The sequence below is a fragment of the Caballeronia sp. LZ016 genome (genome assembly GCF_031450805.1).
GTDB lineage: Bacteria > Pseudomonadota > Gammaproteobacteria > Burkholderiales > Burkholderiaceae > Caballeronia.
Genome location: NZ_JARTVY010000002.1, coordinates 242615 through 262369 on the forward strand (window position 1 = coordinate 242615; position 19755 = coordinate 262369).

Here is a 19755-nt window from a genome sequence, read left to right on the forward strand (position 1 = left end):
CGCCTCAGACGTCGAGCAGTTCCACTTCGAAGACGAGCGTGGCGTTCGGCGGGATCACGCCGCCTGCGCCGCGCACGCCATAGCCGAGTTGCGGCGGGATGGTGAGACGGCGCACGCCGCCGACCTTCATGCCCTGCACGCCTTCATCCCAGCCCTTGATGACCATGCCGCCGCCGAGCACGAATGCGAAGGGTTCGTTGCGGTCCTTGCTCGAATCGAACTTCTGGCCGTCGGTCAGCCAGCCGGTGTAATGCACGCTGACCGTCTTTCCCGCGACGGCTTCGGCGCCTTCGCCGACGGTGACGTCTTCATACTTGAGACCGGAATCGGTCGTGACTGTCGACATGTTTGCTCCCTGGTTGCACGGCGTGTTGCCGATGGTCGAAACCAGCATTGTAGAACGGAGCGGGAAAGAGGATGAGGCGTCTGCCGATGCCCCACGCAAGCATCGCCGCTCGCGTGGCGCATGAACTTACTTCGCGAGCAGATCCGAAGGTTGCGGCGATCCCGGATCGTACGCGCCCCGCGATGGCGTCGTCGACATCATCACGTTCTGCGCCTGTGCGTCGAAGACTTCGCGCGAGAAGCGGCGGCGGAAGTCGCCGGTGAGCGCAGTCATCGGCACATCGCGCGCCGCGAAGATACGCTCGACGAAAGCGTCGTGATCGCCGGGCGGAAAAAGCAGCGCATCGGGCAGATACGAATCGAGCCCGCAAATGCGCGACACGACGATCGGCCGCTCCGCCAGCACCGCTTCGATCATGACGAGCGGCACGCCTTCGAAAGCCGAAGGCAGCACGAGCGTATCGCTTGCAACGATATACGGCAGCACGTCGCTCTTCGGGCCGACGATGCGCACGCACGCAGTCAGCGTCGGACTTGCATCGACCATGGCCGCGAGCCTCGACGCATCCGCGCCTTCACCGACGATCAGCACGATGGTCCGCTTGAACGCTTGCGGATGGCGCTCGATCGCTTCGAGCAGGAAGTCCTGACGCTTCTGCTTGAAGTTGATACGGCCGATATGCGCGATGACCGTGGTGCCATCATCGGGCAAGCCGAGCGATGCGCGCGCCGCTGACTTCGTGAGCATCGAGCGGCTGAAGCGGTCATCGACATAGTTCTCGAGAATCATCGTTCGCGCATGGGGCGCGAGCGTGCGCAGTTTGCCACGCAGATGTTCGTTGAGCGTCACGAATTCATCAGGCATCCGATACATCACGCGCTTCACGAGCCACTTGACCTTCTCGGTTGCGCTCTCGCTGGCCGGGCCGTCATCGACGAGCGGCAGGTAGCTCAATGCACGCACACGCGCATAACGCGCGGCGAACAGCCCTGCGATGCCCGATACGATCGTGCCCTGCGCGATCAACAGCTTCGAGAGTTGCAGCGTGCGCAGCGTCGCAGCCGTCGAACGGATCGCGCGGAACAGCGCGAACAGATCGCCGCGTATCGATTCAGCGGTGTAGGACAGGCTCACCATGCGCACCTTCGCATTGTGGCGAGCCAGATCGCTCACATAGCGATGCAGCGCCGCATTGCTCCTCGGCACGAGGATGTGCAGCGTTTGTACATTTCCGCTCGTGATGAGCGCGAGCATGAATCGCTTGAGCATTTCTTCATGCCCACCATTGATGCCCGAGTCGCAATAGATTCCAACGTTCACCGGCTTTCTCCCCTAACAGCGCGCGCCGTGCGCGTATTCACTGCTTGTTGATGAATTGCATCAGCAGCCGCGCACTTTCCGTCCAGCGATAGCGCTCGGCGTGCGCGAGTCCACGGCGCCTGAGTTCTTCGCTTAGCTTAGGCGAATCGAGCAGTTCGCGCAGCTTTGTTGCCATGTCATCGACCGAATATGGATCGCAATAGATCGACGCGTCGCCGCATGCTTCCGGAAGCGCCGCAGCGCGTCCGACCAGCGTGGGGCATCCGTTGCGCATTGCCTCCAGCGGAGGAATGCCGAAGCCTTCATAGATGGACGGATACAGAAAACACGCGGCATGCTGATACAGCGCCTTGAGTTTTTCGTCGCTCACATAACCCGCTTCCTTGATGTTGGGCGCGCTCGACAGGTCGTGTGCCTTGCCGAAGATCGCTGCATTCTTCATACCGACGATGACAAGGTCGATTGAAGGATCGTTCAGACGCATGAACGCCTCGACCAGCCGCTTGAAATTCTTTGTCGGATTCATACTGCTTACTGCAAGGACGTAACGATTGACCTTGAGATTTAATTCCCCGATAACCGAGACATCGGGCACGACATGATCGAGATGATCCGCAGCAAGCGGGACCACACCGATGCGCTCGGGCTTCACGCCCACATGATGCGCAAGCCGGTCGCGCGAGAACTTCGAGTTCGTCAGCACGCAGCTCGACGTGCGCGCAAGAATCCAGAACATCACGCGATACCACATGCGGAACTTCCACGAGAAATGCGCGGGTGTGTCGAACACCGCGGCATCGTGCATGTAGATGATCTGGTTGGAGCGGAAGATCGAGCCCGAGTTACTCAGGTTGACGATGCGCGAACGCCCCGCGAAGAGCGGCAGCACGAACTGCTCCCACACCACGCCCTTGCCGAATCCGAGCTTCACGGTAGGCACGCCGTCGACCGGCATCAGTCCGGACTGCGGAGGCACGGCGAGCGTCACATGCGCCCCTTCCGGCAGCTTCATGAGCGCAGCGACGAGTTCGCGCGCGACACGTTGCACGCCTGTCGTCTTCTGGCTCGTGAATCGCCCGTTGTAGACGAGCTTGCTGGTTGCGATTGAAGTATCCATGGATTGCGGATTAAAACTGTGAGTCCGGCCGGGCTTCATACGATGCGACTTCGTTTGCGCCGAGTGGTTCGCGCACGGGCTTGTCGGATTCCGCTTCGTAGCCTGTTTCGTAGATCGCAAGCCATTGACGGAAGATCGTATCCATCGAGAAGCGCGTAATTGCAGAGTGCCGCGCGGCAGCGCCCATGCGCGCACGCAATGCGGCATCGTCGCGCAGACGGGCGATGTATGTCCGCATCTCTTCGATGCTCTTCGCAACGAAGCCCGTCACGCCATGCCTCACGACATCGCGATTGCCGACGACATCCGTGACGACAGCGGGAATGCCGGCGACCTGTGCTTCGATGAGCGCGATGGGCATGCCTTCCCAGCGCGATGTCTGCACATAGACATCGAGCTGCGCAGTCAGTTCAAGCGCACGATCGCGCGTGACCCATCCGCTGCATGCAACCGCGCGGCGCGTTTCCTGGGGCAATTCGTCGGGATTGCCGCCTATCCACGAGAAGCTGGCAGAGTGTGTTCGTAAGTCTGCGGCAAGCGTAGCGAATGCTTCGTGGTTCTTCTGATACGACGCGCGCCCGCTCATGCCGATCACGATGCGATCGTCGGCCTTCTCGATGCGCGTCGGTATCTCCGGTACGTCGACGCCGTTCTCGATTAACATTGCACTGCGTGGATTGACCTTGCTTTCAATTTCCTGCAACTCACTCGCCGAACACGCAACGATAGTGCCGCCCATGCGCGCTGCGATACGTTCGAAGTTCAGGTAAGCCAACTGCCTGGCGGACGACACATCGCGCCGCAGGAAGGACAGGCCATGAGGGGAATAGAACACGCGCGCATCCGGCGTCGCGATGCGTGCCGCCGCGCGGCCCAGCACGCCTGCCTTCGATGAATGAAGATGCACCACGGAGGGATTGCAACGACGAAGCGCGCGCACGAGATTCCATAGTCCCGCCCAGTCCTTCGCGGGGTGCACTTCGCGGCACATGTTCACGTGCACGAGCTGGACTGCCGGATGAAAGAGCCTTGCGAAATTCGCGGGACTTTCCGGACGGATCGAATGAAGGATCGTCACACTGATTCCTGCTGCCGCTGCGCGGTTCGACAGTTGCGTCAGCATGGACAGCACCCCGCCACCGAACGCCTCGGTTATGTGGACGATCTCTTTCATTCCCGGACTCTTCTTTTAGTGTATTGCCGTGCACCCCGTTGCACTCGCAATGGAGAATAGGCGCGGGCCGGTCCTGTCAATAGTTGGTAGCACACATATCCCCGAGCTAAGCCTGGCGGGACTGTGCGCGAATACACGTTGAAAGCAGAACACAAGGAATTAGAGCGGACGCGCAGCATCATTAATCGAAAGCGATGTCTATCGTTCGATTAACACGTCTCGTATTTGCCGCTTGATTGACTATGGCGCGGTGCGTCGATCAGTCCGGAAGAGACCGGACATTCGGCCGGGCGATGAAAGCCCGCGCCATCCTGTCGAGAGACAGCGCGTGCTTCGACGAGCGCACCTATTCGCGTGACGAGAGCCGGCACTGAAAGTCCATACATGTGACTTGCCGTTGCGCCTCAAGCCGACATGCGCGGCAAGATCGACGCTGTGCTCTGGCCGTGCCGACGAAGTCAGTTGACTTCGGGTTCGGTCTTGGCGTTCGCCTGTTGCGAGAAGGCGACCTCGCACACTTCGAGGAGCACCCTCAAATCCTTGACCGGAATGGCAGCCGATTGCATGCGCAGGTTCTCTGCGCGCTCGACCAGCTTCTGCACACGTTCAAATGATAGGTCGTCTGGTTTCATGCCGCAGCTCACAATAAGTATTCTTACCTAGTACCATAAACCCCGAACCATGGCCCGTCCGTGCGCCACCACACATACACGGCTGCGACTTCGGGAGTAGCGAAGCAAGCAGACGCGCCAAGGCCGCTGCTAAAGAGCGGCCGTATTCGATTTGAGGGCTTTATGCACGGACGTTCCGAACGGCGTCGGAGCGCGAAGAGAGTACGTCTGTACGTCCAGCAGCACGAAACGCGCCAGAGGTCTTCAATTGGCGCCTTCCGTGATCGGACGCTGACGCTTGAGCAACGGCACGCCTTCGAGATGCAGCGTGAAAGCCATTGCTGCCGCGATAGCCGTTTCGACGATCAGCACTGTCGCCGCTGCACCTTGCTCGTGAAAGAGCGTCGCCAACACCGCGAGCAATGCGAAGTTGAGGATCGCGGAGCCAATCAGCACGCGGCTGAAGTGCGATTTCATGCCCAGCGGAAGCATCGTCTGAACGCCGAAGAGATCGGCAAGGCCGGACATCAGCGGAACGAAGGCCATCCACCGAAGGACATCCACCGTGGGTCCGAATTGCGGCCCGTAAAGCAGCTTCACCGCGAGCGGTGCGCCGAAGAAAATGCACACGGAGATGATCGATACGATCGCGCCTTGCACCACGAACATCTTTCGCAGGAACGCGAATGCATCATCGCGTGCATGGTGCATCAAAAAGCTCACACGCGGATAAGCGGCTGTCTTGAGCGGCCGCAGCATGTTCAGCGCCGCGCGAATCAGCTTGTCGCCGGCGGCGAAGTATCCGCCCGCCACATTGCCCGCGATGAAGGTCAGCAAGACGATGTTGCTCGACGCGTAGATATCGACGAGCGATGTCGCCATAAAGACGCTCCAGCCGTCCTTCAGCCGTTCGATGATGGTCTTGAACGACACATGAACGAAATCGAGCTCGCGCCGGAAATACAGATAGACGCAGATCGCGATGCCCGACAAGAGCGGCACGAGCGTATTGACCAGCATTGCGTTGTTGACGTCGTCGTGATGGCGCACGAAGAGATACATCGCGGGAATGCTGAGCGCGCGGCCCACGAACACGATTGCACTAATGACACCCAGGTCTTCGACGCCCTGGAAATACCACGTAGGAATGAGCATCGAGCCGATCGCCATGCCGAAGCCGACAAGCAGAAGCGACCTGTTCTCCGCAAGCATCGGCACGATGAACGTGAGCAGCAGCAGCACGATGAAGCCGGCGACCGACAGTGCTATCTGCGCGTACATCGTCTCCCAGAACATCTTTGAGCGAAGCGCGCGGTTATCACGGTTGATCGAAATCTTGGGTGTGGCAGTGAGCGAGAAGCTGTAGTTGGTCAGCGTGATGAAATACGCCGTAAAAGCCATGGCAAACGAGAGCCGTCCATATTCGCTCGGGCCGAGGACGCGTGCCAGCCACGGCAGCGTCAAAAGCGGTGCAAGGTAGGTCGATACCTGCAACGTCATCAGAATGGTGAAGTTCTTTCGAAAAGATGCCATTGAGCGGTTTTTCCCGACTTGAAGTGCTGCCCTGATGTCGATGACGCAAAAAATGCTGCCTTCTGCATGTTTGCCCTTTAGCCGGGCAATTCCATGACAACGCCCGCGACGAATAGTTTCGTCAAGCGTTATCTCGGCATGACAGAGGCGCAAGGCCAGGGAGGGTAAAGCGTCCGTGCCTTGGCCTGACAGCGGATGCGCGATAAGGGCATTGCGAGAGGTGATGCAACGCTGGACTGACTGCGCGCCAGTGCGGGCCAATTTGAGGCGCCGGAGATGACGCGACGCGTCCGCAGCGAGCATTAAACCCGAGAAAAAATAAATCTTCAGTGGGTTGGCACACGCAAATTCGCCGCGCGATGTGCTGTGCGGGAAAAACGACCGCGGAGCAGGGCGGCTCCGCGGACGATCGCTCAGGCCGACGCGCTGTCGGCTATCTTGGGTGTCGCGCGTTGCGTGCCCTCGATGATCGCGTCCTCACGCTTGATGTAATGCGGCGGCAGGCCGACGAACTTGCGTACGACGTTGCGCGTGATTTGATCGACGATGAGCCGGCTTTCGGCGTGTTTGTCCATCAGCACGCGGGCCCAGTCGGTCGTGCCGCCATTGAAGACGAGCCCTTGTTTCGCGCTGCCGTTGCCCGGCGGACGATATACGCCCATCGCGCCCATGCCGCCGATGTCCCAGCCCTCGAGCCTCACCGTGTCCGCGAGCGTGACGAAACCGTTGGACTTGGGCGGCACGCCATCGACTTCATAGCCGACGAGCCGGTCCACCGCGCCGAAGGTTTGTCCATTGCGCAAGCCCGTGCCTGCGAAGACCCAGTGGTCCGCATTGCGCACGGTAAAGCCGATTGCTTCGCGTTCGCGCTTGATCCATCCGCCGCGCAAGCGCTTCCACACGCCGTATTTGCCGCCGCCGTACCCGTATGAGAGACCGATGAGATCGGATTCGTCATGCCCCGGCCATTGTTCGCCCAGCCGATTCATCACCGCGTAATCGCCGTCGATGGGCGCGTTAGCATAGTCGATCGGGCGAAAGCATGTATTGCCGCTGAAGATCGCAAGATTGCCGCCATCGGCGATGAAACGCGCGACACGCTCGCGCATTTCCTTGCTCCAGTACTCGTGATGTCCGACGCTCAGCATGCAGCGATAGGCGTCGAGCTTGAGGTCCGAGCCGCGATGCAGGTCGTGGTCCGTATAGAAGTCGCACGCAATGCCTTCAGCGCGCAGCCAGCGAATGAATTTCGCATCCCAGTGCGTGAATTGCTGACGCGGCGAACGCATGTCGTACGGGTCGGCCGGCTCGCCGAGCTGAGCGCCGAGACCGCCGCCCGGGCGCAAGACGCTTACCCGCGTTTGGGCGCGCGTGCGATGAATGGGATCGCCGTAATAGCAGCCTCCGCCCATCGAGTTATAGGCGTGGTACGTGTTGATCGGCACGATATACGCGATGTCCGCAGAAGGCTTGCGTGGTCTCGCGATGATGAGCGCCATGCTGTCGCTATCGGGCGGGCCTGCAAAAACGGGCCTGTGTGCGGCGACGCGACGTCCGAGATCGGTCAGCGGCTCGCCGCTTGCATCGACTTCATAGGCGATGGCGACATACGCGCCGCTTTCGAGTGCGTCCTGGTTCGGCTTGATGGTGACGACGGGCCAGCGCCAGTCCTCATCGAAACGCACGGGCCTGAGATCGCCCGGCGATTGAAACACGATCCTGCCGTTCTTCATCTCGGCACGCACGCTGCCGCCCGGTTGCACGGCGACACCGCCGATGCTCGTCAGGTCTTCATCGTTGCCCTGCTGATAAATGGCGATGGAAAAGCGCGAGCCTGGTTGCACCGCGAGCTCGAACCAGTCGCCCGCCGTGAAGCCGGGCCTTATCGGATAGATCTGCATGTCACGCCCTCGTATTGTCCTTTGTTATTCGTTCTTGTCATTGGCTGCCGGCGGCGACGGCGCGCGGCGCCGGTGACGGCGCTCGCAATTCCTTGCCGAGTACGCGCTTCACCATGCGCTTGGTCTGGAACCAGCGCCGGTCCGCGACGATCCGCGCATGGAAGCGAAGCGCCGAAGGCGTATCCCTGCGATTGCCGGCAAACACGCGATAGCGCGCCGCAGTCGCTTCCATCATTCGCATCGATTCGGCGAAGGCGCGTGCATCGACGCGTGCAGCCTCATGGCAGGCATAGGCAAAGACCTTATGGAACATCGCGAGCCAGAAAGGATCTTGCGGACCGCCGTTGCAGCGCGCGAGCGTTTCTTCGGCGCATGTGGTGAGACTCATCACCGTAAAGGGCGACGCTTTCGTCGTGATGCTGCCCGCGCGGCGGCGATAAAAATAGAGGTCGTCGGCCAGGCGGTAGAGCGTTTGCGCACGCGAATAGACGAGCGGAATCGCGGCAGCATCTTCGTACACGCGGCCTGCGGGAAACTCGATGCCGTTCCACAACTCACGCCTATAGACGCGCGCCACAGGAAAGACCTGATATACGCGCGCGAAATCTAGCAGCGCGTTCAGGTCGCAGGTGCGCGGGCCGGTGGTCGCGGGATGAATCAACTCGAGATGCTCGATGACCTTGCCATTCGAATTGATGATGCCGACATTGAACTCGATGATGTCCGCCACGTTCCTGTCGAGCAGTGGCATGATCTTCGCGGTGAAATCGGCGGACCAGACATCGTCGGAATCGAGAAAGCCGATAAACGGCGATGACGCCAGCGCGATCGCTCGATTGCGAGCAGCGGACACGCCGCGGTTTTCCTGGTGAATGACCTGGATGTTTCGCCCGCGTTCGCTGCGTTGAATTTCGAGGATGCGTTCCAGCGTGCAGTCTGTCGAACCGTCGTCGATGACGATGATTTCGATCTCGTTCGCGCGCGGTTGCGATAGTGCCGACTCGAGTGAAGCGGCGATGAAATGCTCGACGTTATAGGCGGGAATGATCACCGACAGCAATGTCGGCGTGACGCTGCGGGCGCGTTTCATGGACTCGTGTCACCGGTTGGTGTTTTTGAATTGAGGCTTACCGTGGCCGAGAGCGGCGTTTGCTGATCGGAGTACGACTCCCCGTCGCGGCCATGCTGTCTGCAGGTCCGGCCGACCAGTGCGCTATCTTGGGAAGCAGCTTATAGTCATTTGTAAGCACAAAGTGTTCGACGACGCACGATGCCCGGGCGCGTCATCGGCCGCTTCGTGTCTTAGACCGCATAGACGAGAGGCGACAGCGCTTCACGGCGGCACGCATGGTGCTTGCTGACTCGATGCATCAAGCGTTTTACGCTTCGCAAACGCGTGAGGCGCTCACATATAATTGATCTGGTCGGGCTTTGACCATGCCTTTGTTTCTTGGCGACATGAACCGCAACATCGATATACGCAAGGACCAACAACCGTGACCACGTCTTTTTCAAGTACGGTCGAGCCCGGAGGCGCGCAGCAAAATGATCCGGCCGCTTCAGGAAACGATGGCGTGCTCGTGCTCGATGCCGCCCAGCGTTGCCTCTCTGCCGACGCCTCCTTTGCACATATCTTCGATATCGGCTCCGGCGCACTGACTGGCCGCGCGCTGAACGAAACGCCCTTACCCAAGCCGCTTGCAGCCGCGCTTGCCGAAGCTGCGGATGCCGCGCTCGCGGGCAACGCCATTCGGCGTGCACAGGTGTCCATCGACGAGGACGAGGCGACGCGCAGCTTCGCGATTCTTGCGCTGCCTTCGAATGAATCCGTCACGCTGATCGTTTCGCCGTGCACGGGTGCATCCCAGGCGCAGGAGAAGGCCGAGCGCTTTGCGCATTTGCGGGCTGAGGCATCGCTTTTCATGCGAGATCATGTCTTGTCCGTCGTGTCGCATGACTTGCGTGGACCGCTCAATGCGATACATAGCTGGGGTTACGTGCTCGAACGAAAGGTCGACGCTAAGGACCCCGCGGCGCAACGTGCGCTTGCGGGCATCCGTTCGGGTGTCGAGCAACAAGTGAAGCTGATCGAACAATCCGTCGATACGACCCGTGCCGAAACGAAGGCTCTCGCGTTGTCGCTTGCGCCGGTGGCGGTCCGCCCATTGCTCGATAAAGGCGTGTCGCTTGCGAAAGGCAGCATTGCGCGTCAGCGTGGCGTCGCGATCGCGCTCGAATCGCCGCTTGCTGAAGAGCAGGTCGAAGGCGATGCCGAACGTCTGACGCAGATGCTGTGGCTCATGATGGCGTTCGCCGTCGAAGCCAGTGCACGCGATGCGAGTGTTCAAGTGTCGAGTGCGATCGAGGGCAACATGTGGCGCACGGACGTGCGATTCACGGCATCGGCGAAGGCGCTTACGGATGCATCGTTGCCGCACGCACTCGAAGCGTTCGCGCGACGGCAGGCGCTCGAGCCGCGCGAGGGCGGGCGCATTGCGTGGGCGTTCGCGCTATGCAAGCGCGTGACGGAAGCGCATGGCGGCGCGTTCGAACATGCGAATATCGTCGATGGCGCGGAGGTGGTGCTGTCGGCGCGTATCGCGGTTGCCGGGATGTAATTTCACTTTCGATTGCCTGTCGCCCATATACTGACGCTTTCCACTTTCGAAGAGAGTTGCTTTGGCTCAGGTTGTCGCGCTGATCGGCGCATTGTTGCTCGTCGCCCTGAATGGTTTTTTCGTCGCGGCGGAATTCGGGCTCGTTAAGTTAAGGGCGACGCGCGTCAAGGCCATTGCCCGAACCAACGGCTTGCCGGGCCGGCTGCTCGCGAAGGTTCACGGGCAGCTCGACGCCTATCTTTCTGCGTGTCAGCTCGGCATTACGCTGGCATCGCTCGGGCTCGGATGGATTGGAGAGCCGGCTTTCGCCTCGCTGCTGCATCCGCTCGTTACGCTGCTCGGTGTGGAATCGGAGCGGCTTGTCGAATCCATCTCGCTGTTCTTCGCGTTCTCGGTCATTTCCTTTCTGCATATCGTCGTTGGCGAGCTTGCCCCTAAGTCGTGGGCCATCCGTCGCGCTGAACAGGTTGGCCTCTGGCTTGCCACGCCGCTCTACGGCTTTTACTGGCTGATGTATCCGTTCATCTGGGTGCTGAATTCCAGTGCGAATCTGGTTTTGCGGCTTTTTGGCATATCGGCGGAGCATGGTCACGATGCGCATTACTCGACTGACGAACTCAAGCTGATTTTGCGAGGGCGCCGGCTTGGCGGGGCATCGTCGTATAACGCGGACGAGTGGAACACCATTGCTCATTCGCTCGATTTCAGCCGCATGACGGTTTCCGATTTGATGCGGCCGGGGCATGAGCTTGTCGGTCTGCGCAATGATTTACCGGTGCGTGAGAATCTCGCGGTGATTGCGCGGCATCGCTTTAGCCGTTATCCGTTGTTTGCGGACGCGTCGGGGGAGCGGGTCATCGGCATGATTCACTTGAAGGATTTATTGCTTGCCCGCGATGCCGGGAGCAAGACCTTCAGCTTCAGCTTCAGCAAGGATGGCGAGAAGCTGGAGAAGCTGTCGCGCCATGTGCGGCCTGTGCAGTATGTTGCGCCGAACCTGTCGGCGCTGGAGTTGTTCAGGCGCTTTCGCAAGGGTGCGCCGCATTTCGCGATCGTCGGGAGAAAGGGGGCGAAGCCGATTGGCTTCATCACGCTCGATAACTTGCTGGGCGCGCTGGTGGGCCAGATCCACGATGAATTCCGTCAGGGCGATGCGGACTGGTCGCGCATGGACGATGGAACGTTGATGGGCAAGGGTTCGTTGCCGGTGGTTTCGCTGGAGCGCGCGCTGGGGATCGATATCGATGAAGGACGCGCGGAGTCGGTCGGGGGGCTCGTCATTAATGCGCTTGGCGACTTGCCGTCGGAAGGGCAACGCGTGGCGTTCGATCGGTTCGATATCGTCGTCAAGAAAATGAATGGGCCTCGGATCGTGCTCGTGCGGGTTTATCCTCGGGAGGAGGAGGCTCTTGTTTGAGTCGGCACTTTGATTCTTGCGGTTCAGGCTTGCGTTGCGTTGCGTTGCGTTGTGTTGCGTTGCGTTGGAAACTTGTGTTCGTGTCGGTCTATTAGCTCGCCCCTCCCCGGGGCGGGGGTCACTTTCTTTGCCGCTGCAAAGAAAGTAACCAAAGAAAGCAGCTTTTCGGGCCCAAAGCACAGTACGCATAACCACTTCGTAGAACATCGGCGGCACTCAGCTTGACAGAGCCCTGAATCACCTTCCACGCTCAATGACTATTAACGTCCTCCGAGCCCCTTGGCTCGACAACACCAGTGGGGCGCAAAGTACTATGGCCTGACAGGGATGACTGTTTTCCGCATCGCGGTAGTGAGTAAGTTTGAAAGCGAGTCGCAGTTACCTTCATGCCGGCACGGTCGCGCTGTTATGGTTACGTTAAGAGCGGGACACGTGACGTACGTCGGTGTTGACGAGCCAAGGGGCTCGGAGGACGTTAGTCGTCAGTGGGCGTGGAAGGTGATTCAAGGCTTTGTCAAGCTGAGTGCCACCGATCTTCTACGAAGTGGTCAGGCAAGTCTGTGCATTGGGCGGTTCGAAGAAAAGCTGCTTTCTTTGGTTACTTTCTTTGCAGCAGCAAAGAAAGTGACCCCCGCCCCGGGGAGGGGCGCACTAATAGACCGACACGGAAATACGAAGCCCTAAAAAACCTCAACCACACCCACACCCCGGCACACCTTCTTCGACCAGCAAAGCCACAGGCATAACACCAAGTGCATCGCGCAAGAAAAGCCGCTCGCCATCGGCCTTAGGCGCATTAGGACTGAGCCAATCGAACAAAGCGCGCGAATGCAGCGCCTCAGGCAGTACAACACACGTATCGCCCCAAGCAGAAGGCTCCACGAGCGGTCGCTCAACCGCTCCCCCGAGCAACGAAGCAGAAAGCCGAGTAGCGATGACAATCGCATAAGCACTGCCCGCATGCCGCGCATAAGCAATCACATGCTTCGCATGTTCCCCCTGAACAGCAAGCGGCAAATACTCCCCTTGAGCAAACAGCGACTCACAATGCTTGCGCAAAGCCAGCGCCCGCCTCACGAGCCCCAGCTTCACGCGGCCATCGCGCCAATTGGACATCTGCTCCGAAGGCGGACCTTTCTCATCGATCTCTTCAAGCCACCGCCGACGCAACGCATAATCCACCGGCCGGCGATTGTCCGGATCCACGAGACTGAAGTCCCAAAGCTCCGTACCTTGATAAAGGTCCGGCACTCCAGGCGCCGTAAGACGCAGCAGCGTCTGCTGAAAACTATCGATCGCACCGACCGGCCCGATCCGCGCAACGAACGCCGACAACTCCTGCAAGAACCCATTACGCCGCTGCGGCGAAACAATATCGAACAGGAAATCACGGCACGCCTGCTCATACGCCTCGTCCGGCGCAAACCAGCTCGTGCGCAACTTGCCCTCTCGCAAAGCCTTCAATTGCCACTGCGCCACGCGCTCGGCAAGCTCCTGAACGCCCGCTTCATCGTCCGGGGCAAGCGTGAGCGGCCAGCAGCCCACCAGCGTCTGATACAGCATCGCTTCGGCGGCAGGACCGGGCGCCCAGTCCTGCCCGCCATCCGTACCGCGCCGCAACGGCGTGTTCAACGTCGACCATGCCCTGAGCGTCGCGGCCCATTCACCGGGAATCTCACTCAATGCAGCAATGCGCGCACGCACGTCCTCACCGCGCTTGTGATCGTGCGTCGCGGTGCAAAGCATCGCATGCGGAAAGTCGGCAAGACGCTCGCGATTGCCCTTGTGAAACTCCTCGACCGATAACGCAAACTCCCCCGGATCGGCGCCCACTTCATTGCGCGAAATGAGCCGTCCATAGCGATAACACGCCGTATCCTCGACCGCCTTCGCCGCCACAGGCGACGTCAGTTGCGAGAACAAGGTCTGTGCCGCGCGACGCTGCGAGCCGGTCGATGCCTGCGGATTCTGTCCCGCCTGCGCCTGATTGCGATCACGATCGCGATCGCGACCGCGCTCCGCAGCACGCTCGCGCTGCCGGTCGTTCCGCTCGTTACGCTCGGCCGCCGCGGCATCGTCGGACAGCTTGCCGCCGAGCCATTGTGCAACCTGATCCAGAATCACGTGATCCGCATGAGCGAGCGATGCCCGCGCTTTCTCCAGCGCCTGCGAGAAATAACGCTCGTCGTCGGCGCTGCGCACGCCGCCGACCGGATAGATTCGATACACCGGAAAATGCACGACCAGCTCCGCGACGACGCGTCGAATCGACGTGAACGTGAAGTCGCGCGTGGTCTGCGCATCGCGCGCAATGCGATGCAACGCACGCGTCACACGATCCAGTTCCGCCGCCAGGTTCTCGGCGAGTATCTTGCGCCGCGCGATCAGCGCTTCATCGGCAAATTCACTGCTCTTGCCGGTGATCTCGGCCCACAACGTGGCCAGCGGCTCCGCGCCCGCCGGATCGTGCAGCAACGCGCCGACATCGTTCATGAAGTCGTAGCCGGTGGTGCCATCCACTTGCCAGTCACGGCGCAGCGGTTCACCACGCGCAAGAATCTTCTCGACTACGAAATAAGTATGGCCATCGCCGTTGCGCAACGCCTCCGGACGTTCAGTGGACAGCTCCTCGAGCCGCGCACGCAGACGCTGGCAATACTCGCGCGGCTCCGCGAGACCATCGACGTGATCGATGCGAACGCCATCAATCAAGCCTTCGGTAAAGAGCCGGAAAATCAGCGCATGCGATGCCTCGAACACCTCGGGCCGCTCCACGCGCACACCGCCGAGCGTGCTCACATCGAAGAAGCGCCGCCAGTTCACTTCGTCCGCAGCGGTGCGCCACCACGCCAGCCGGTAATGCTGCCGTTCGAGAAGTCGATGCAGCCGCTCGCGTCCCGCCTGCGTCTCCGGCGAATGCGCTGCCAGCACCGCGGCAATCGCGGCCTGGCCGCCCTCGGTCTGCGCGATGGTCACGAGGGCCGTGCGCGCTTCGGCGGCGCGCGGCTGATCGACGGGCTGCGTCGTCAGGCCGTTGAAGCGCTGCGCAAGTTCGGGCGCTTCCTGAAGCACGGAAGGGTAATCGACCGGGCACACAGGAAACACATGGGAGTAATACTCGATGACGAAACGCCCTTCATCCGCACGATAGGCGAGCTTGATCTTGCCGCCCTGCAATTCTTCGCCATAAGCCGCGCCGAGAAACGGTGCGAGCACCTTGCCGCGCAAAGCCGGGTCGGGCGAATGCCAGTCGACATCGAAGAAGCGCGCATGAGCCGCATGGCGGCCCCATTCGAGAATGTCCTGCCACCACGCATTCTCCGATCCACCGACCCCCATATGATTGGGCACGACATCGACGATCAGGCCCATGTCGTGCGCGCGCAGCTTGTCGACGAAGCGGCGCAGGCCTTCTTCGCCGCCGAGCTCGGGATTGACCTTCGTGTAGTCCACGGTGTCATAACCGTGGGTGGAGCCGGATGTTGCAGTCGTGATCGGCGATGCATACGCATGGCTCACGCCGAGCGACGCGAAATAGTCCACTTGCGCGGCGGCGTCGTCGAACGTGAAGTCCTTGTGAAGCTGAAGCCTCAGCGTGGAGCGCGGTACGGTCATGGCGATTCGGGCGTTGGGGTGTCTGAGTTATCGGGGTGAACGGCGCGCTTGCGGGCTGAATCCACGGCGAGAAGGCGATCGCAGAAGGCATCGTCGAGAAACAGTTCATCGACCGGCAGCGCAAGTCGGCGCCGCCAGTTCGGGTGCTCGTCGATCGAACCGGGCAGATTCGGCTGCTCTGCGAGGCCGAGCAAATCTTCGAGCGGATACGTGACGAGCGGGGCAGGCGTCATGCCGACGAAGGCAAGCGCCTCGTCCACCGGCGCGTTATCGACCGGCGGCGCATCGACATCGGCAGGCGCGACGCCCGCTTCCTGAAACGCGCGCCACAGATGCGCACGATCCTCGCCGCGCTCTTCCATCGCGGCCTCGACGGGATCGCGGCCATCCTCGCGCGCCATCGTCTGGCCGATCTTCGAGCGCCACTCGATATCCTCCCCGCGCCACCATCCGGTGACAGTGGGCAGGTCGTGGGTCGTCGTCGTCGCGGTCACGCCGTTGCTCCATTCGCGAGGCGGCTTGAATCCTTCGCCATCCTCAGCACGTTCGAACCATAGCACCCGGATACCCAGCAAGCCGTGCTCCTGCAGACGTTCGCTAAAGCCGGGCGGCACGGTGCCGAGGTCCTCGCCGACGACGATCGCGCGATGCCGCCACGATTCCAGCGCAATCAGTCGCAGCAGGTCGTCGAACGGATAGCGCAGATACGCGCCGTCCTTCGCGCTCTCGCCTTCGGGCACGAGCCACAGCCGCCGCAAGCCGAGAATGTGATCGATACGGATGCCGCCTGCCTGCGCGAACGAGCAGCGCAACATGTCGATGAACGCGGAGAAGCCCTGCATACGCATCGCGCGGGGCGAGAACGTCGTGAGTCCCCACGATTGCCCCGCCTGATTGAAGAGATCGGGCGGCGCACCGACCGACACGCCCGTCAGCATCTCGTCGCGATACGACCATGCGTGACTGCCCGCGCTATCGCATCCGACAGCCAGGTCCGCAACGAGACCGACGGCCATGCCCGCATCGCGCGCGGCGTGCTGCGCATGCATCAGACCTTTGGCGGCGAGCCATTGCGTGAAGAGGAAGAAGTCCACTTCGCGCCGGTGCGCTTCCGCGAAGGCGGCGACCGCGTCGCTGCGCGGATCGCGCAACGCTTCCGGCCAGTTGCGCCAGTGACCTTCGCCGTTCTGCGCGATCTGTTCGGCTTGCAGCGCTTCGAATCGTGCGTGGTCTTCGAGCGGACGTCCGCCTTCCTCGACGAACGATGCAAAGTCTTTCGCGAATGCCGATTCGCTGTCCTCCGAGAACGCATCGAACAGCGCACGCAAGACCGCGATGCGCGCCTTCATCGCACGCGGCCAGTCGATCAGCGGCGTGCGTTCCAGTTCGACGAGTTCATCGGCGACGCCTGCTTTTTCGATCGCTGCGCGCGCGGCCGGTGCGCCGAGCACTGCGGCGGGATCGACATGCGCGATGTTGAAGAAAAGCCTCGACGATGGCGAATACGGGCTGTACTTGTTCGGCTCCGCGCTGAACATCGCGTGCATGGGACTGATAGCGAGCGCGTGACTGCCGTGCTTCGCCGCCTTGGTCGCAAGCGATGCCAGCGCCGTGAAGTCGCCGATGCCGCCGTCGCCATTGCGGCGCAAGCCATACACCTGAGCCGCGATGCCGAAGAGCGGCGGCGCTTCTTTCGCGTCGTCGTCGAGGGAGCGCCAGGCATCGTCGATCGTGTAGCAGCGTGCGGGCGCGACGGCCAGCGTCGTGCGATGGTCGTTGATGACGAGCGTGTGATAGCCGGGCTCCGGAATCGGCGCGAGCAACGCAGTCTCGCCTTTGGGCGATGTAAAGCGACCGTCGATAATTTCGCCGCTTTCCATCTCGACGCGATAACGCGCGCCCGACTTCGCGACCGACACCGGCAGCGCAATGCCGCGATCCACTTCCGCCGTGATGAGCGGCGGCAGCTTGCGGCCGCTCGCTTCGGCATCGACGGCGGCCATGCTCTGTCTGATCTGCGTGGCGTTGCCGCATGGCAGGCCGAGCTTCTCGAGCAGGATACGCAACGTGTTTTCCGGCACACGCTGCGTGTTTTTGTGCGCGTCCTGCCACTCCACTTCGAAGCCCGCGCGTTCGGCGAGGGTTTCGATGGCGGAGCGCGGACGCGCATCCTTTTGCTGGTTCGCGCTCACGTGCGTTGTCCTTCGATCGGTTCCAGATGACGCGCATCGTGCGCAGTCGCGTATTCGTTCACGTCGCCGGTCATCCACGCAACGAACGTGCGCGCGCTCAACTCCCCTTCGCTCGCGCGATCCTGCGCACGCGCGGGCGTCTCGAAGATGACCTTGCCTTGCGGCGCATCGGACAGGGCGACGGGCGCATCCGCGAGATTGAGCGCGATGGTCAGCGTTTCGCCATCGCCCAGCTTCCATCGCGCGACGACTGCCTTCTCGCCAAGCACCGATGCGCCCAGCGCCTTCGCGCCCTTCAGACGCGGCGTGATGAGCTTCGCCCGCACCGTCAGCGCCGAGCGATAGAAGTGCAGCCAGTCGAGGCGGTCGAGTTCATCGCTCTTGTCCGCCACGTTCGGGGACGACATCTCGAACGTGCGCTTGTCATTCGGATCGGGAATCTGCGCGCGGCGCGTTTCGTCGGCAAAGGCGGAGAACTTCGCGAATTCGCGACGGCGGCCTTCGCGAACCGCGTCCGCGAGTTCGTCGTGATAGTCGGTGAAGAAGAGGAACGGCTGCTTCGAGCCGTATTGCTCTTCCATGAAAAGCATCGGAATTTGCGGGGAAATGAGCAAAAGTCCGGTCGCGGCGAACAGCGACTGATCGTCGGTGAGCGAGCGCAGGCGTTCGCCCATCGCGCGATTGCCGACCTGATCGTGATTCTGCAGAAACATCACGAACGCAGTCGGCGGCAGATGCGCGCTCTTTTCGCCGCGCGGCGCGCCGTCATGAATCGGCGACGGATCGCCCTGATACACGAAGCCTTCGGACAGCACGCGCGCGAGCTTCTCGATGGGCTTCTCCGAGTAAGCGCCGTAATAACTTTCGCTCTCGCCGGTCAGCAGCACGTGCAGCGTGTTGTGGGAATCGTCGCTCCACTGCGCGTTGTAGTGCTTTTCCAGCAGGTTCGCCGTGTTGTGCTCGTTTTCGAGCACGAGATGCACGTGCCGCTCCGCTTCCACGGAACTGCGCACGCGATCCGCGAGTTCGCGCAGCCATTCGTCGTCGTTGATCGCATGCACCGCATCGAGGCGCAGGCCATCGAAGCGATATTCGTTCAGCCAGTAGAGCGCGTTGTCGAAGAAAAAGTCGCGCACTTGCGGACGCTCGAAGTCGATGGCGGGACCCCACGGCGTATTCACGCCTTCGCGGAAGAACGTCTTCGCATAGGCGTGCAGATAATTGCCGTCCGGGCCGAAGTGGTTGTAGACCACATCGAGGAACACCATGAGGCCGAGGCCATGCGCGGTGTCGATGAGCTGCTTCAGTTCTTCGGGACGGCCATACGCCGAATCGGGCGCATAAGGCAGCACGCCGTCATAACCCCAGTTGCGGGTGCCGGAGAAATCGTTGAGCGGCATCAGTTCGATGGCCGTGATGCCCAGTTGCGCGAGTTCCGGCAGGCGCGCGGTGACGCCGGCATAGCCGCCCATCGCGCCGACGTGCAGCTCATAGAGCACGGTTTCTTCCCACGGCCGGCCGTGCCAGTCCGTGTTGGTCCAGCGATACGCGCGCGGATCGACGACTTCGCTCGGCCCATGCACGTCCTGCGGCTGAAAGCGCGACGCCGGATCGGGCACCGCGAGGTCTTCGTCGAGACGATAGCGATACAGCGTGCCGGCCGCAGCATCGGCTTCGGCTTCGAACCAGCCGTCGCCGGTCGCCTGCATGTCGACGAGTTCGGGCGTCGCGCTGCCGGGTCGCTGAACCTCGACTTGCACCTGGTCGCGCGACGGCGCCCAGAAGCGAAAGCGCGTGCGCGGATGCTCGCGCTCCGCGCCGGTGAGATGCGCGCCGAAGGGGAGGCAATGCGCGTGTTGGTGCTTGTGAGGATCGATCGGACGTTCGGACATGATTTCGTGCCTGGTTGCT

13 protein-coding genes are annotated in these 19755 nt (G+C 61.4%); 2 read left to right on the forward strand and 11 right to left on the reverse strand.

The features are described from left to right. Nucleotides 1–4: 4 nt before the first annotated feature. From P9220_RS14620 to P9220_RS14655, 8 genes are all read right to left on the reverse strand, one after another. On the reverse strand, nucleotides 5–346 hold the full coding sequence (locus P9220_RS14620) for an FKBP-type peptidyl-prolyl cis-trans isomerase (RefSeq protein ID WP_309765717.1): 342 nt from the start codon (nucleotides 344–346) through the stop codon (nucleotides 5–7). A gap of 126 nt (nucleotides 347–472) precedes the next feature. Continuing rightward, nucleotides 473–1666, reverse strand: a complete 1194-nt coding sequence (locus tag P9220_RS14625) for a glycosyltransferase (protein WP_309765718.1) — start codon at nucleotides 1664–1666, stop codon at nucleotides 473–475. A 37-nt stretch (nucleotides 1667–1703) separates the two neighbouring features. Continuing rightward, nucleotides 1704–2783: a glycosyltransferase family 1 protein gene (locus P9220_RS14630; RefSeq protein ID WP_309765719.1), complete on the reverse strand. Its 1080-nt coding sequence runs from the start codon at nucleotides 2781–2783 to the stop codon at nucleotides 1704–1706. Between the two features lie 10 nt (nucleotides 2784–2793). Next, on the reverse strand, nucleotides 2794–3957 hold the full coding sequence (locus P9220_RS14635; protein ID WP_309765720.1) for a glycosyltransferase: 1164 nt from the start codon (nucleotides 3955–3957) through the stop codon (nucleotides 2794–2796). Between the two features lie 458 nt (nucleotides 3958–4415). Then, the gene (locus P9220_RS14640) at nucleotides 4416–4589 is read right to left on the reverse strand and encodes a hypothetical protein (RefSeq protein ID WP_309765721.1); all 174 of its coding nucleotides are present in this window, start codon (nucleotides 4587–4589) and stop codon (nucleotides 4416–4418) included. A gap of 243 nt (nucleotides 4590–4832) precedes the next feature. Beyond that, on the reverse strand, nucleotides 4833–6101 hold the full coding sequence (locus P9220_RS14645) for a flippase (RefSeq protein WP_309765722.1): 1269 nt from the start codon (nucleotides 6099–6101) through the stop codon (nucleotides 4833–4835). A 413-nt stretch (nucleotides 6102–6514) separates the two neighbouring features. Then, the gene (locus P9220_RS14650; RefSeq protein ID WP_309765723.1) at nucleotides 6515–8002 is read right to left on the reverse strand and encodes a N,N-dimethylformamidase beta subunit family domain-containing protein; all 1488 of its coding nucleotides are present in this window, start codon (nucleotides 8000–8002) and stop codon (nucleotides 6515–6517) included. Nucleotides 8003–8039: 37 nt separating this feature from the next. Next, nucleotides 8040–9092, reverse strand: coding sequence for a glycosyltransferase family 2 protein (locus tag P9220_RS14655; RefSeq protein WP_309765724.1), 1053 nt, complete (start codon nucleotides 9090–9092; stop codon nucleotides 8040–8042). Between the two features lie 406 nt (nucleotides 9093–9498). Between P9220_RS14655 and P9220_RS14660 the strand changes: the two genes are divergently transcribed. After that, complete coding sequence (locus tag P9220_RS14660; RefSeq protein WP_309765725.1) at nucleotides 9499–10620, forward strand: HAMP domain-containing sensor histidine kinase; 1122 nt, start codon at nucleotides 9499–9501, stop codon at nucleotides 10618–10620. 61 nt (nucleotides 10621–10681) lie between these two features. Beyond that, nucleotides 10682–12037, forward strand: coding sequence for a hemolysin family protein (locus P9220_RS14665; protein WP_309765726.1), 1356 nt, complete (start codon nucleotides 10682–10684; stop codon nucleotides 12035–12037). A 690-nt stretch (nucleotides 12038–12727) separates the two neighbouring features. On the opposite strand, the gene treY is transcribed toward P9220_RS14665, so the two are convergent. Genes treY through treZ form a run of 3 tightly spaced genes read right to left on the reverse strand, consistent with a single transcriptional unit; the run spans nucleotide 12728 to nucleotide 19736 of the window. Further along, nucleotides 12728–15652, reverse strand: coding sequence for a malto-oligosyltrehalose synthase (treY, locus tag P9220_RS14670; RefSeq protein ID WP_309765727.1), 2925 nt, complete (start codon nucleotides 15650–15652; stop codon nucleotides 12728–12730). Then, entirely contained in the window at nucleotides 15649–17844 is a 2196-nt protein-coding gene (malQ, locus tag P9220_RS14675; protein WP_309765728.1) for a 4-alpha-glucanotransferase, read from the reverse strand. The genes treY and malQ overlap by 4 nt, the downstream gene beginning before the upstream one ends. Beyond that, complete coding sequence (treZ, locus tag P9220_RS14680; protein WP_309765730.1) at nucleotides 17841–19736, reverse strand: malto-oligosyltrehalose trehalohydrolase; 1896 nt, start codon at nucleotides 19734–19736, stop codon at nucleotides 17841–17843. Before treZ ends, malQ begins: the two co-directional genes overlap by 4 nt. Nucleotides 19737–19755 lie beyond the last annotated feature (19 nt).

Excerpts from the sequence above, each read along its gene's own strand:
- P9220_RS14640 (WP_309765721.1), bottom strand. The coding sequence starts at position 4,589 with ATGAAACCAGACGACCTATCATTTGAACGTGTGCAGAAGCTGGTCGAG.
- P9220_RS14650 (WP_309765723.1), bottom strand. The coding sequence starts at position 8,002 with ATGCAGATCTATCCGATAAGGCCCGGCTTCACGGCGGGCGACTGGTTC.
- treZ (WP_309765730.1), bottom strand. The coding sequence starts at position 19,736 with ATGTCCGAACGTCCGATCGATCCTCACAAGCACCAACACGCGCATTGC.
- treY (WP_309765727.1), bottom strand. The coding sequence starts at position 15,652 with ATGACCGTACCGCGCTCCACGCTGAGGCTTCAGCTTCACAAGGACTTC.
- P9220_RS14620 (WP_309765717.1), bottom strand. The coding sequence starts at position 346 with ATGTCGACAGTCACGACCGATTCCGGTCTCAAGTATGAAGACGTCACC.
- P9220_RS14635 (WP_309765720.1), bottom strand. The coding sequence starts at position 3,957 with ATGAAAGAGATCGTCCACATAACCGAGGCGTTCGGTGGCGGGGTGCTG.
- P9220_RS14645 (WP_309765722.1), bottom strand. The coding sequence starts at position 6,101 with ATGGCATCTTTTCGAAAGAACTTCACCATTCTGATGACGTTGCAGGTA.
- P9220_RS14630 (WP_309765719.1), bottom strand. The coding sequence starts at position 2,783 with ATGGATACTTCAATCGCAACCAGCAAGCTCGTCTACAACGGGCGATTC.
- P9220_RS14655 (WP_309765724.1), bottom strand. The coding sequence starts at position 9,092 with ATGAAACGCGCCCGCAGCGTCACGCCGACATTGCTGTCGGTGATCATT.